The 13,830-nt window shown below is 73.3% G+C and carries 13 protein-coding genes; 12 read left to right on the forward strand and 1 reads right to left on the reverse strand.

The features are described from left to right. Nucleotides 1-45: 45 nt before the first annotated feature. From hrcA to era, 8 genes are all read left to right on the forward strand, one after another. Entirely contained in the window at nucleotides 46-1,065 is a 1,020-nt protein-coding gene (gene hrcA, locus AC559T_RS15810; protein WP_020459711.1) for a heat-inducible transcriptional repressor HrcA, read from the forward strand. Beyond that, nucleotides 1,065-2,207 carry a molecular chaperone DnaJ gene (gene dnaJ / locus AC559T_RS15815; RefSeq protein WP_020459712.1) on the forward strand — a complete coding sequence of 381 codons (1,143 nt, stop codon included), beginning with the start codon at nucleotides 1,065-1,067 and terminating at the stop codon, nucleotides 2,205-2,207. Before hrcA ends, dnaJ begins: the two co-directional genes overlap by 1 nt. Next, the gene (locus tag AC559T_RS15820) at nucleotides 2,204-2,983 is read left to right on the forward strand and encodes a 16S rRNA (uracil(1498)-N(3))-methyltransferase (RefSeq protein WP_498869325.1); all 780 of its coding nucleotides are present in this window, start codon (nucleotides 2,204-2,206) and stop codon (nucleotides 2,981-2,983) included. Before dnaJ ends, AC559T_RS15820 begins: the two co-directional genes overlap by 4 nt. 235 nt (nucleotides 2,984-3,218) lie before the next feature. Next, nucleotides 3,219-4,256, forward strand: a complete 1,038-nt coding sequence (locus tag AC559T_RS15825; protein ID WP_112106876.1) for a PhoH family protein — start codon at nucleotides 3,219-3,221, stop codon at nucleotides 4,254-4,256. Between the two features lie 58 nt (nucleotides 4,257-4,314). Next, on the forward strand, nucleotides 4,315-4,794 hold the full coding sequence (gene ybeY, locus AC559T_RS15830; protein ID WP_020459715.1) for an rRNA maturation RNase YbeY: 480 nt from the start codon (nucleotides 4,315-4,317) through the stop codon (nucleotides 4,792-4,794). Nucleotides 4,795-4,809: 15 nt separating this feature from the next. Next, nucleotides 4,810-6,264, forward strand: coding sequence for a hemolysin family protein (locus tag AC559T_RS15835; protein WP_498869234.1), 1,455 nt, complete (start codon nucleotides 4,810-4,812; stop codon nucleotides 6,262-6,264). Then, nucleotides 6,261-6,644, forward strand: coding sequence for a cytidine deaminase-like protein (locus AC559T_RS15840; protein ID WP_071065336.1), 384 nt, complete (start codon nucleotides 6,261-6,263; stop codon nucleotides 6,642-6,644). Before AC559T_RS15835 ends, AC559T_RS15840 begins: the two co-directional genes overlap by 4 nt. Beyond that, on the forward strand, nucleotides 6,644-7,576 hold the full coding sequence (gene era, locus AC559T_RS15845) for a GTPase Era (protein WP_020459718.1): 933 nt from the start codon (nucleotides 6,644-6,646) through the stop codon (nucleotides 7,574-7,576). Before AC559T_RS15840 ends, era begins: the two co-directional genes overlap by 1 nt. Before the next feature lie 33 nt (nucleotides 7,577-7,609). On the opposite strand, the gene AC559T_RS15850 is transcribed toward era, so the two are convergent. Further along, nucleotides 7,610-8,266 carry an NUDIX domain-containing protein gene (locus AC559T_RS15850; protein WP_498869235.1) on the reverse strand — a complete coding sequence of 219 codons (657 nt, stop codon included), beginning with the start codon at nucleotides 8,264-8,266 and terminating at the stop codon, nucleotides 7,610-7,612. Between the two features lie 154 nt (nucleotides 8,267-8,420). Between AC559T_RS15850 and recO the strand changes: the two genes are divergently transcribed. The 4 genes from recO (at nucleotide 8,421) to AC559T_RS15870 (ending at nucleotide 13,770) form a co-directional block, all read left to right on the forward strand. Continuing rightward, the gene (gene recO, locus AC559T_RS15855) at nucleotides 8,421-9,146 is read left to right on the forward strand and encodes a DNA repair protein RecO (RefSeq protein ID WP_041253970.1); all 726 of its coding nucleotides are present in this window, start codon (nucleotides 8,421-8,423) and stop codon (nucleotides 9,144-9,146) included. A 233-nt stretch (nucleotides 9,147-9,379) separates the two neighbouring features. After that, nucleotides 9,380-10,177 carry an isoprenyl transferase gene (locus AC559T_RS15860; RefSeq protein WP_112106878.1) on the forward strand — a complete coding sequence of 266 codons (798 nt, stop codon included), beginning with the start codon at nucleotides 9,380-9,382 and terminating at the stop codon, nucleotides 10,175-10,177. Then, a complete protein-coding gene (locus tag AC559T_RS15865) occupies nucleotides 10,170-10,568 on the forward strand; it encodes an antibiotic biosynthesis monooxygenase family protein (RefSeq protein WP_071065340.1) in 399 nt (132 codons plus the stop codon). Before AC559T_RS15860 ends, AC559T_RS15865 begins: the two co-directional genes overlap by 8 nt. 142 nt (nucleotides 10,569-10,710) lie before the next feature. After that, the gene (locus AC559T_RS15870; protein ID WP_498869236.1) at nucleotides 10,711-13,770 is read left to right on the forward strand and encodes a glycine--tRNA ligase; all 3,060 of its coding nucleotides are present in this window, start codon (nucleotides 10,711-10,713) and stop codon (nucleotides 13,768-13,770) included. Nucleotides 13,771-13,830: the final 60 nt, after the last annotated feature.

Consider the following 13,830-nt stretch of genomic DNA (forward strand, 5'->3'; position numbering starts at 1 on the left):
CAGCCCCGCCTGGCTTACCGAAACCGGCGAAGGGGGTGTGGCCACGTGTTGGAGGAACGGCGGCTGGAGGTGCTGCGGGCGATCGTCGAGGATTTCGTGCTCAGCAACGAGCCGGTGGGATCCAAGACGTTGGCCGAGCGGCACGCTCTGGGCGTGTCGCCCGCCACGGTGCGCAACGACATGTCGGCCCTCGAGGAAGAGGGCTACATCACGCAGCCGCACACCAGCGCGGGCCGCATCCCGACAGACAAAGGCTATCGCCTCTTCGTCGACCGGCTCTCCGGCGTCAAGCCGCTGTCACGCGCCGAGCGCCGGGCCATCCAGAGCTTCCTGGAGGGCGCGGTCGACCTCGACGACGTGGTGCGGCGGTCGGTGCGCCTGCTCGCGCAACTCACACGTCAGGTGGCTGTGGTCCAGTACCCCTCACTCTCGTCCAGCAGCGTCCGACACATCGAGATCGTCACGCTCAACCCGAACCGCCTGCTCCTGGTACTGATCACGGACACAGGCCGGGTTGAGCAGCGGGTGGTGGACATTCCCACCCCGGTCGACGACGGCGTGGTCGGCGAGCTGCGCGGCCTGCTGAACGGCTCGCTGCGGGGCCGCCGTGTGGTCGACGCCACAGAGGTCGCGGCGGACCTGCCCGAGACCGTCCGGCCGGATCTGCGTCCGCACCTGACGACGCTCACCACCGTGGTGCTCGAGGCCCTCCTGGAGCGGCAGGAGGAGCGGGTCGCGCTGGCCGGTACCGCCAACCTCACACGCTCCTCGGTCGACTTCGCCGACTCGCTGCGGTTCATTCTGGAGGCACTCGAGGAGCAGGTCGTGCTCCTCAAACTGATCGGTTCAGCCCGGGAGACCGGTACTGTGACGGTGCGCATCGGGCGTGAGACGGATGTGGACGCCCTCCGCTCAACGTCGGTAATCGCCACCGGGTACGGTCTCGGCCCAGCGGTGCTGGGCGGAATGGGAGTCGTCGGCCCGATGCGGATGGACTATCCGGGAACGATGGCGGCCGTACGAGCCGTCGCCAAGTACGTGGGTGAACTCTTGGGTGCCGACTGATGGCAGTGGATTATTACGCGACGCTCGGTGTGCGGCGTGACGCCACCGGTGACGAGATCAAGCGGGCCTACCGCAAGCTGGCCCGGGAGCTGCATCCGGACGTCAATCCGGACCCGGAGGCGCAGCAGCGGTTCAGGAACGTGACGAACGCCTACGAGGTCCTCTCGGACCCCGAGAAGCGGCAGATCGTCGACCTCGGTGGTGACCCGCTCGCGCCCGGTGGTGGCGCGGCCGGCGCCGGTTCGCCGTTCGGCGCCGGTTTCGGCGGCCTCGGCGACATCATGGACGCCTTCTTCGGTGGTGGCGCCAGCCGCGGCCCGCGCTCGAGGGTGCGCCGTGGGAACGACGCGCTGCTGCGGCTCGAGCTCGACCTGGCCGAGACCGCGTTCGGTGCCACCCGGGACATCACCGTCGACACGGCCGTGGTGTGCGCGACCTGTACCGGCGCGGGCGCCGCGCCCGGCACGCAGCCGTCGACCTGCTCGACCTGCCACGGCCGCGGCGAGGTCCAGCAGGTGACCCGCTCGTTCCTCGGCCAGATGGTGACCTCGAGGCCCTGCCCGCGCTGCTCCGGCACCGGAACGGTCATCGAGCACCCCTGCCGGGACTGCTCCGGTGACGGCCGCGTCCGCAAGCGCCGGACCCTGACGGTGAAGATCCCCTCGGGCGTCGAGGACGGCATGCGCATCCGGCTGTCCGGCGAGGGCGAGGTCGGCCCCGGCGGCGGGCCGCCCGGCGACCTGTACGTCGAGGTCTCCGAGCGTCAGCACGCGGTCTTCAGCCGGGAGGGCGACGACCTCCACTGCGACCTTCGCCTGCCGATGACCGCCGCGGCCCTGGGCACGATGGCGACGCTGGAGACCCTCGACGGCTCCGAGACGATCACGGTGAAGCCGGGCACCCAGCCCGGCGAGGTGCTCAGGCTCGCCGGGCGCGGTGTTCCGCACCTGCGCGCGGTGGGGCGCGGGCACCTGCACATCCACATCGTCGTCGAGACGCCGACGAAGCTCGACGCCGAGCAGGAACGCCTCCTGCGGGAGCTGGCGAAGCTGCGTGAGGAGGAGACGCCGGCGGTGGTCGGCGGGTCCTCCAGCGGGTCCGGCCTGTTCTCCCGGCGCCGTGGCGGTCGGCGCAACCGCTGACCGCGCCCGTCTTCCACCTGGATCCGCTGCCGTCGGCCGACGTCTTCGTGCTGGGCGGCCCCGAGGGCCGGCACGCCGCGACGGTGCGCCGGCTGCGGGTGGGTGAGCGCCTGGACGTCACCGACGGCGCCGGTGCCGCGCTGGAGTGCGAGGTCCGGTCGGTTGGCCGCGACGAGCTCGAATGCGTCGTCCTGCGCCGGCGGTCGCCGGCCGCGGCCGGGCCCCGGCTGGTGGTGGCGCAGGCCCTGGCCAAGGGCGACCGTGGGGAGTTGGCGGTCGAGATGCTCACCGAGATCGGGGTCGACGAGATCGTGCCCTGGGCGGCCTCGCGCTGCGTCGTCCGCTGGGACGGGGAACGCGGCGAGCGGTCGCGCGCCAGGTGGACCCGCACCGCCCAGGAGGCGGCCAAGCAGTCGCGCCGGCACGCCTGGCCGCTGGTCGGCCCGTTGGCGGGCACCGCGGCGCTCGCCGAGCGCGCGCGCCGGGCGGCGCTCGCCGTCGTGCTGCACGAGACGGCGACGACGCCGCTGGCCGGGCTCGCGCGTGCCCTGCAGCCGGCGTTCGCGGTCGAGTCGGTGCCCGCGGTCGAGCCGGAGATCGGCGAGATTCTGCTGGTCGTGGGTCCGGAGGGCGGTGTGGCCGACGGTGAGCTCGAGGCGCTCACGGCCGCCGGCGCGGTGGCTGGCAGGCTCGGCCCGACGGTGCTGCGGACGTCCACGGCAGGCGTGGTCGCGGCGGCCGTGGTACTCGCCGACATCGGTCGGCTGGGCGGATAGACTCGAGATCGGCCGGTAACGTGTCGGCCCCGCCCCGGGTGGCACAGCTGGCCGGTGGCGTGGTTGGTGTGGCACAGCATGGCTGGCGTGGCACAGCGTGGCTTGTTCGCAGTTTCGACCTGGTCCTCGGTGGCCGAGGCATGGATCCGACGGTCCCGCGGCGTTACCGCCTTCTGAGGGCGACCTTCGTCCCAGGTTGAAGCGAGAGGTGCTCCGGCCCAGGCGGCCGTACTACATGCCCGAATCCGACACCCCACCCGGCTCCCGGGTCACCACACGCATCGTCGTCCCCGACGGGCACAGCATGGTGAGCCTGCTCGGGCACCAGGACCAGCTCCTGCGTGTGATCGAGAAGGCCTTCTCCTCTGACATCCACGTCCGCGGCAACGAGATCACGATCACGGGTGACCCGGCGGAGAACGAGCTGGCCGCCAGGTTGTTCTCCGAGCTCGTCGCGCTGCTCGACGCCGGCACCGAGATCAGCCCGCAGCACGTCGACCACTCGGTGGCGATGCTGCGCAGCGGCGCGGGGGAGCGGCCTGCCGAGGTGCTCACCCTCAACATCCTGTCCAACCGTGGTCGGACGATCCGTCCCAAGACGTTGAACCAGAAGCGGTACGTGGACGCGATCGACCAGCACACGATCGTGTTCGGGATCGGCCCGGCGGGCACCGGCAAGACCTACCTGGCGATGGCCAAGGCCGTGCAGGCGCTGCAGGCGAAGAAGGCCAACCGGATCATCCTCACCCGGCCGGCGGTCGAGGCGGGTGAGCGGCTCGGCTTCCTGCCCGGGACGCTCTACGAGAAGATCGACCCGTACCTGCGTCCGCTCTACGACGCGCTGCACGACATGATCGACCCCGACTCGATCCCGCGGCTCATGCAGAGCGGCACCATCGAGGTCGCGCCGCTGGCGTACATGCGTGGCCGTACGCTCAACGACGCCTTCATCATCCTGGACGAGGCGCAGAACACCTCGGCCGAGCAGATGAAGATGTTCCTGACCCGCCTCGGCTTCGGGTCCAAGATCGTGGTGACCGGTGACGTCACCCAGGTCGACCTGCCCAGTGGCACGCAGAGTGGCCTGCGAGTGGTCCGCGAGATCCTGGACGGCGTCGCCGACGTCCACTTCGCGACCCTGACCAGCACGGACGTCGTCCGGCACCGGCTGGTCAGCGACATCGTCGACGCCTACGCGCGCTGGGACGCGGCGAGCCCGGCACCGAGCACGGACGCGCGCCCCACGCGGGCGGCCCGCCGGGACCGCCGATGAGCGCCGGTGCCGGCGCTGGCGCCGTGGCTCCCGCCCCGGCGGCGGGAAGGGTTCTCTGATGGCCGTCTTCGTCGCCAACGAGTCGGGCGTGACGGACTTCGACGAGGTCACGCTGGCCGCGCTCGCCCGTTTCGTGCTCGACACGATGAAGGTCAACCCGTTGGCGGAGCTCTCGGTCATGCTCGTCGAGATCGACGCGATGACCGACCTGCACGTGCGCTACATGGCCGAGGAGGGCCCGACCGACGTGCTCGCCTTCCCGCAGGACGAGGCGTTCGAGCCGTCGTGGTCGGAGTCGCCCGAGGAGGACCCGACGACCCTGCTCGGCGACGTCGTCCTGTGCCCCGAGGTGGCCCGGCGGCAGGCCGCGCAGGCCGGCCACGGGATGGAGCGCGAGCTGCACATCCTCTGCACCCACGGCATCCTGCACCTGCTCGGCTACGACCACGCGGAGCCGGAGGAGGAACGGGAGATGTGGAAGCTCCAGAACAGCCTGCTGGCCTCCTGGGACACCGCGGCCGGCACCGGCGCCTCCTGACGGGGCCGGGCCGCCATGGACTCCGGTGATCTTCTCCTCGTCTTCATCGCCGCGGTGACCGCGCTCGCCGCAGCGGGCCTGGGCGCGGTGGACGCGGCGCTGACCAGGGTCTCCCGGGTCAGCGTCGACGAGTTCGCCCGGCAGGGCAAGGCGGGGGCGGCGAACCTCGCGCGGGTCGTCGCCGACCCCGGGCGCTACCTGGCGTTGTTGCTGCTGCTGCGGATCGTCGGCGAGATGGCCGCGGCGGCCTGCATCACCGTCCTGGCCGTGCACGCCTACGGCTCCGGGTTCGCCGCCGTCGGGCTGGGGGCCCTGGTGTCGACGCTCGTCGCCTACATCCTCGTCGGCGTGATGTTCCGGACGCTCGGCCGCCAGCACGCCCCGGCGGTGTCGCTGGCCACCGCCGGGCTGACCATCCGGCTCGCGAAGGTCTTCGGCCCGCTGCCCCGCCTGCTGATCGCCTTCGGCAACGCGGTGACGCCCGGCCCCGGCTACCGGGACGGCCCGTTCGCCTCGGAGGCGGAGCTGCGCGACCTCGTCGACCTCGCCGAGGAGAACGAGGTCATCGAGCCCGAGGAGCGCGACATGATCGCCTCGGTGTTCGAGCTGGGTGACACGCTCGTCCGCGAGGTGATGGTGCCGCGGCCCGACATGGTCTTCATCGAGTCCGACAAGACCGTCCGGCAGGCGATCTCGCTGGCGCTGCGCAGCGGCTTCTCCCGCATCCCGGTGATCGGCGAGAGCATCGACGACGTCGTCGGCATCGGCTTCCTCAAGGACATGGTCGGCTGGGAGCGGGAGGGCCGGGAGAGCAGCCGGGTCGCGGAGGTCATGCGCCCACCCGTGCTCGTCCCGGAGAGCAAGCCCGCCGACGACCTGCTGCGCGAGATGCAGGCGTCGCGCACCCACATGGCCGTCGTCATCGACGAGTACGGCGGCACGGCCGGCCTGGTGACCATCGAGGACGTCCTCGAGGAGATCGTCGGTGAGATCACGGACGAGTACGACAGCGCCGCGCCGCCGGTCGAGTGGCTCGACGACGACACCGCCCGGGTGACGGCGCGGCTCGACGTCGACGACCTCGCGGACCTGTTCGGCGTCGAGGAGCTGCCCGGAGCGCAGGACGTCGAGACCGTCGGCGGGCTGCTCGCGAACGCGCTGGGCCGGGTGCCCATCCCCGGCGCGACGGCGGACGTCGCCGGCCTGCGGCTGTCGGCGGAGCGCGCGGCCGGGCGGCGCAACCAGATCGGCACCGTCGTCGTCCACCGGCTGTCCCCGGCACCGGGCAACGGCGGGAACGGAGCCGGCAAGAGCGGCGATGGCAGGGGCACCACCGGCAAGGGTGCCACCGGGAGTGACAGCAAGGGCAGCAACGGCAAGGGCACCAACAGGAAAACCGACGGCAAGAAGACCGACGGCGAGTCGGAGGGCCACCCGCCGGGCCCAGCGAGCAGAAAGGTGACATCGTGACGTCTCCCACCCCGCCGGCCGGCCTCGTCCTTGAGGCCGAGGACGCGAAGCTGGTGGTGCTGGCTCGGTCCGCCCGGCTGCGCGCGTACACGTCCGCGGGCCAGCCGGCCGAGGGCGCGGCGGTGCGCGACACCGACGGCCGGACGTACGCCGCCGCGACTGTCTCCCACACCCGGCCCGAGCTGGCCACGTCGGCGCTGCGTGCCGCGGTCGTGGCGGCGGCCTCCAGCGGCGCCCGCCGCTTCGAGGCCGCGGCCGTGGTGACCGAGGCGGGCGAGGCCGCCGGCGACGACCTGGCGATGCTCGCCGAGTTCGGCGCCGGGGTGCCCGTCTACCTCGCCGGTCCCGACGGCGTCGCGCACAGCCGGGTGACGAGCTAGTGGACATCGAGCTCGCCGACCCGGCGACGGACTTCCGGTCGGGGTTCGCCTGCCTGGTGGGGCGGCCCAACGCGGGCAAGTCGACGCTGACGAACGCCCTGGTGGGGACGAAGGTGGCGATCACCTCCGGGCGGCCGCAGACGACCCGCCACGCCATCCGGGGCATCATCAACCGCCCCGACGCGCAGCTCATCCTGGTCGACACCCCGGGGTTGCACCGTCCGCGCACCCTGCTCGGCCAGCGGCTCAACGACGTCGTCCGCACGACGCTGTCCGAGGTCGACGTGATCGGCTTCTGCATGCCCGCCGACGAGCCCCTCGGCCGCGGCGACCGCTTCATCGCCGACGAGCTGGGCCGGATGGCGGGGCGCACCCCGGTGGTGGCGATCCTGACCAAGGTCGACGCGGTCGGCGACCCGGACCGCGTCGGCGCCCGGCTGCTCGAGGTCTCCGGGCTCGGCGACTTCGCCGACATCGTGCCGGTGAGCGCGGTGTCGTCCTTCCAGGTCGGCACGCTGGCCGACGTGCTCGTCTCCCGTCTGCCCGAGGGCCCGCGGCTCTACCCCGACGGGGAGCTGACCGACGAGCCCGAGCAGGTCATGGTCGCCGAGCTGATCCGCGAGGCGGCGCTGGAGGGGGTGCGTGACGAGCTGCCGCACTCACTGGCCGTGGTGGTCGAGGAGATGATCCCGCGGGAGAACCGCCCGGAGGACAGGCCGCTGCTCGACGTCCACGTGAACGTGTACGTGGAGCGGCCGAGCCAGAAGGCGATCGTCATCGGCGCCGGCGGCTCCCGGCTGCGCGACGTCGGCACCCGGGCCCGGACGCAGATCGAGGCGCTGCTGGGCACCCCGATCTACCTGGACCTGCACGTCAAGGTTGCCAAGGACTGGCAGCGGGACCCGAAGCAGCTGCGCCGGCTGGGCTTCTGAGCGTCACGGCGCGGAGCATCATGGCCGTGGGTGTCACGACGGTGTCGGCAGCCGGCGCCGCAGGCGGTCCCACCAGCGCCGGGCCGGCGACCGCTCGTCGGTGGTCCGGCCCGCCGGGGCGCCGACGATCTCGCCGTCCACGATCTCGAGGATGGGCGGCATCGACGGCCGGGCGGGCTCCGGCTCCGGCTCCGGCTCCGGCGCCGGGGCGTCGGCCCGCATCAGCGGCGGGTCGTCACCGCTGAGCGCGGTGGCCAGCAGGGCCTGTCTGTTGGCCACGATGTAGTCCTTCACCGCGGCCGGCTGGAGGTCGTAGCGGGCGAGCTTCTTGCCGCGCAGGTCGATCCGCTCGACGGCGTAGCGGCCCTTGGCCGGGTTGCCGAACTCGGCGCCGGTACGCCGGTCCAGGTCCATCGAGACGAGCCGGCAGACGAAGAAGTGCTGCAGGTTCATCCCCTCGCCGCGGGGCGCGGCGGTCACGTAGACCTGCTGGACCCGGTCCACCACGGCGCCGAGCTCCTCGGCGAGTTCGCGGTGCAGCGCGTCCTCCACCGAGGCGTCCTCGGGGTCCACGCCGCCGCCCGGGGTGGACCAGTACGGCTTGCGCTTGGGGAAGGTTCTGCGGAACAGCACCAGCCGCCCGTTCTCGTCAATGATGATGCCTCGCGCCGTCCGCCGAACAACCCGCACCCACACATGATGGCGATCGCGGCAGCGGTGGTCGCCGGAATCCCCGCCCAACGCCGCGCCAGCGGTCTGCCGCCGCCGGGTCCGTCTCGTCGTGCCCTGCGGGCGGCGGCCTACCTGTTCGGGGGGACGGGCGTGCAACCATGGGAACGTGCCGGTGTATCGCGATGAAGGCGTCGTCCTGAGGACGGCGCCCTTCGCCGAGGCCGACCGCGTCGTCACGGTGCTCACCCGGCGTAACGGCCGGGTCCGCGCGGTGGCCCGGGGGGTGCGGCGGACGTCCTCGCGGTTCGGTGCCCGGCTGGAGCCCGGCACCCACGTCGACCTCCAACTGCACGAGGGTCGGTCGCTGGACACGGTGACCCAGGCGGACATTCTCGGTGCCTACGGTGCGACGATCGCGCAGGAATACGCGCGGTACACGGCGGCCGCGGTGATGCTGGAGACGGCCGAGCGCCTGACCAGCGAAGAACGCCAGCCTGCCCTACGGCTGTTCCTGCTGCTCGTCGGCGGCCTGCGTACCCTGGCGGGCGGTGAGCGTCCGCCGTCGCTGGTCCTGGACGCCTTCCTGCTGCGTTCCCTGGCGGTCTCGGGGTACGGCATGGCCCTCGACGAGTGCGCCCTGTGTGGGGAGCCGGGGCCGCACCACTCGCTGTCCGTTCCCGGCGGCGGCGTAGTGTGCCCGGAATGTCGACCGCGGGGTGCGGCGTCGACGTCTCCGGCCGCGGTGCGGCTGCTTGCCGACCTCCTGCACGGTGACTGGGACGGCGCCGAGGCGAGCGATGCCCGCGTCCGGCGGGAGGCCGGCGGCATCGTGGCCGCCTACCTGCAGTGGCATCTCGAGCGGGCGCTGCGCGCCCTTCCGCATCTCGAACGGACGTGAGGGCCACGGGCATGGGCGGCCGGAGGACACGTGGCCGAGGGCGGGGGCCCTGGCCGGGCACGGCAGTGCGCGGCGGGCGTGAGGGACCGTGTGAGGAGCGGGGACGGGATGTGTGCTGCGAGACCGGCGGTCCGGGTGTGCGCGGGCCGGCCGGTTCGGACCATGGGGGTGAGCGCCCCACCGGGGCGGAGGTCGGTCGCCGTGCCGTCGGCCCGAACGAGAGGATGTCGGCTGTGAGCCTGCGTGAAGAGGTGGGCCGGCGGTTCCGCGATCCGCGTCCTCATCCGTCCGGAGCGCAGCCACCGCCGTTGCCGCCGGCCCTGGTCCCGCAGCATGTCGGGATCGTCATGGACGGAAACGGGCGCTGGGCGAAGCTGCGCGGCCTGCCCCGTACCAAGGGGCACGAGGCGGGTGAGGAGGCGCTGTTCGACTGCGTCGAGGGCGCCATCGAGATGGGGGTGCGCTGGCTGTCGGTGTACGCGTTCTCCACGGAGAACTGGAAGCGCTCGCCGGACGAGGTCGCGTTCCTGATGCGGTTCACCGACGGCGTGTTCGGTCGCCGTATCGACGACATGGACGAGCTCGGAGTCCGGGTCCGCTGGGCGGGCCGCCGTCCCCGGCTGTGGGGCAACGTGATCCGGCGGCTGGAGTCGGCGGAGCAGCGCACCCGGGACAACGACCGGCTCACGCTCGTGATGTGCGTGAACTACGGCGGGCGGGCCGAGCTGGCGGACGCCGCGGCGGCGATCGCCCGGGACGTGCGGGCCGGCCTGCTGCGCCCGGAGCGCGTCAACGAGGAGACCGTCGCCCGGTATCTCGACGAGCCCGACATGCCGGACGTCGACCTGCTCATCCGGACGTCCGGCGAGCAGCGGCTGAGTAACTTCCTGCTCTGGCAGGCCGCGTACGCCGAGTTCTCCTTCGTGCCCACTCTGTGGCCTGACTTCGACCGCCGGGATCTGTGGCTGGCCTGTGAGGAGTACGCCCGTCGTGACCGGCGCTACGGCGGGATCATCACCAACCGTGCCTGACCGCGACCAGACGGGGGCTCCGGTGGTGGCGGTCCTGCGCTTCGAGGTGCCCGAGCCGGCCCAGGTCGACTTCGCCGCGGCCGGGGAGCGGGTGGTGGCGGCGCTCGCCGGCCAGCGCGGGTTCCGCTCGGCCCGGCTCGGCCGCGCCGTCGACGAGCCGGTGGCCTGGCTGCTGGTGACGGAGTGGGCGGGGCCCGGGGCCTGGCGGCGGGCGCTGTCCGCCTTCGCCGTGCGGTGCGAGCTGACACCGCTGCTGGCCTGGGCTCAGGACGCGCCCGGCGCCTTCGAGGTGCTGCACGAACGGGAGGCCGACGGCGCGGCGCGCTCGCACGGGTCCGCGCTGGCGCCGGACGCCGCCGTAGCTGCGCCCGGCGGGCGCCGGGAGGGCTAGCTGCGCCCGGCGGGCGCCGGGAGGGCTAGCCACGCCCGGAGCACGCCACGCGGGCTACGGGTAGCGGCGCCGCCACCCGGTAGCCTCGGCTGTGAGTGGCCGAGACCGAGTCGCCGAAACCGAGCTGCCGAGGCTGAACCCGATGCTGACCATGCAGGACGCCCTGCTGACGTTGACCCGCTACTGGACCGAGCGCGGCTGCATGATCGTGCAGCCGTTCAACACCGAGGTCGGCGCCGGTACGCACAACCCGGCGACCATCCTGCGGGTGCTCGGCGGCGAGCCGTGGCGGGTGGCCTACGTCGAGCCCTCGGTGCGCCCGGACGACTCCCGCTACGGCTTCAACCCGAACCGGCTGCAGACCCACACCCAGTTCCAGGTCGTCCTCAAGCCCGACCCGGGCAACCCGCAGGAGCTCTACCTGGGCAGCCTGCAGGCCCTGGGCATCGACACCGCGGCGCACGACGTCCGCTTCGTGGAGGACAACTGGGCCTCGCCGGCGCTCGGCGCCTGGGGGCTGGGCTGGGAGGTGTGGCTGGACGGGCAGGAGATCACCCAGTTCACCTACTTCCAGCAGGCCGGCGGCCAGAGCCTGGACCCGGTGAGCGTCGAGATCACCTACGGGATCGAGCGGATCCTGATGGTGCTGCAGGAGGTCCGGCACTTCACCGAGATCGCCTACGCGCCGGGGGTCTCCTACGGCGAGGTGTTCGGCCAGGCCGAGTACGAGATGTCGCGGTACTACCTCGACGAGGCCGACATCGACACGGTGCGCCGCATGTACGCCGACTGCGCCGCAGAAGCGCGCCGCCTCATCGACGCCCGGCTGCCGGTGCCCGCGCACATTTACGTGCTGAAGTGCTCGCACGCGTTCAACATCCTGGACTCGCGCGGCGCGGTCTCCACCACCGAGCGGGCCACCTCCTTCGCCCAGATGCGCGGCATGTCGCGCGAGGTCGCCCAGCTCTGGCGGGACAGGCGCGACGAGCTCGGCGACCCGCTGGGGGAGGCGCCGCGCCTGGCCCCGGCCGTCGCCCGGCCGGTCGACCCGGCCGCCGTGCCGGCGGGGCCGGCCACCCTGCTGTTCGAGATCGGCACCGAGGAACTGCCCGCCGCCGAGGTGACCCGCCAGACGGCCGCCGTCCGCGCGGCCCTCGTCGAGCGGCTCGCGGCGACCCGGCTCACCTACGGCGAGCTGCGGGTGCAGGGCACCCCGCGGCGCATCGTCGCGATCGTCGACGACGTCGCGCCGCGTGAGCCCGACGTCGAGCGGGTCGTGCGCGGCCCGCGCCGCTCCGCCGCCTACGACGACCAGGGCGCGCCGACGAAGGCCGCGACGGGTTTCGTGCGCGGGCAGGGCGGCGACGTGGCGGACCTGACGGTCGTCGAGCACCGCGGGGTGGAGCACGTCGCCCTGGTGCGCACCGACACCGGCCGTCCCGCGACGGAGGTGCTCGCCGAGGTCCTCGGCGCCGTCCTGGGCGGGCTGCGCGCCGAGCGGAACATGCGCTGGAACGACCCGGAGCTGTCCTTCAGCCGTCCGGTGCGCTGGGTGGTGGCGCTGCTGGGCGGGGCGGTGGTCCCGGTCGCGGTGTCGACGCTGGCCGCGGGCTCCACCACCCGCGGGCACCGGCGCGCCGGGTCCCCGCCGATCGAGGTGACCGGCGCCGTCGGCTACCCGGAGCTGCTCGCCGAGAACTCCGTCCTGCTCGACCCGGCCGCGCGCCGCGAACTGATCGTCGACGAGGCCGCGAAGCTGGCGGCCGAGCACGCGGGCACGATCGACCTCGACACCGAGGCCGACGTCCTCGAGGAGGTGACCAACCTGGTCGAGTTCCCGCGTCCGGTGCTCGGCTCCTTCGAGCCGCGTTACCTCGACCTGCCTGCCGAGATCCTCACCACCGTCATGCACAAGCACCAGCGCTACCTGGCGGTGCGGGACACGGCCGGGGCGCTGCTGCCCTGCTTCGTCACGGTCGCGGACGGCGCGGTGGACGTGCCGCTGGTCCGCGCGGGCAACGAGGCGGTGGTGCGGGCCCGGTTCGAGGACGCGGCGTTCTTCTTCGACGCCGACCTCAAGGTCCCGCTGGAGACGTTCCGCGCGGGGCTGGCGAAGCTGACCTTCGAGCAGCGGCTCGGGTCGGTGGCCGACCGCGCGGAGCGCATCGCGCGGCTGGCCGGCCTGTTCGCGGACCGGCTCGCCACCTCCGACGCGGGCGCGCTGTCCCCGGCGGAGCGGCGGACGTTGGACCGCGCCGGCGAGCTGGCCAAGTTCGACCTCGCCACCCAGATGGTGATCGAGCTGTCCAGCCTGGCCGGGACGATGGCCCGCGAGTACGCCCGCCGCGCCGGCGAGCCGGAGGCGGTCGCCGTCGCGCTCCACGAGATGGAGCTGCCGCGCCGGGCCGGCGGGACGCTGCCGGCCACGGTCCCCGGCGCGCTGCTCGCCCTGGCCGACCGGATCGACCTGCTTGCCGGGCTGTTCGCGCTCGACGCGGCGCCCACCGGCAGCTCCGACCCGTTCGGTCTGCGCCGCGCCGCGCTGGGCGTCACCGCGATCCTGGCCGAGCGGCCGGAGCTGGCCGGGATCACCGTGGCCGACATGCTGGCCGAGGCCGCGAAGCTCGTCCCGGTGCCGGTTCCGGAGGCGGCCCTGGAGCAGGCCGACGCGTTCGTGCGCGGCCGGTTCGCCCAGTACCTGCTCGACACCGGCGTCGACCACCGGCTGGTCGGCGCGCTGCGCCCGCTGACCGGCCGGCCCGGCCAGGCGATGGTGACCCTGCAGGCACTGCGCCCGCTGGTGGAGACCGCGTCGTTCGCGCGGCTGGCCGCCGCGCTGGGGCGGGTCCGCCGGATCGTCCCGGCCGACGTCGCGCCGGGCATCGAGATCAGCGCCCTCGTCGACCCCGCCGACCACCGCCTCGCTCAGGCCGTCACCGAGCTGTCCCGCCAGCTGGCGGCGCGCACCGCCGGCCGCCTGCCCGGGCTCGACGACTTCGTGGCCGCCGCCGGGCAGCTCCCGGACGCGGTCGACGGCTTCTTCGACGCGGTGCTGGTGATGGCCGACGATCCCGCGCTGCGCGCGGCCCGGCTCGGGCTGCTGGCGGAGATCCGCGACGTCGCCGCCGAGGTGCTGGACTGGGACGCGCTCGGCCCGCTGCCGGCCGCGCCGGGCGGCGCCGACGGCCCCACCGGCACCTGAGTACGCGTTGCGGAGCACCCAGGTGCGCCCGGGAGGTTTGGGCTGGTCCCGGACGGCTAA

This window comes from Frankia sp. Hr75.2 (assembly GCF_949319125.1).
Taxonomy (GTDB): domain Bacteria; phylum Actinomycetota; class Actinomycetes; order Frankiales; family Frankiaceae; genus Parafrankia; species Parafrankia soli.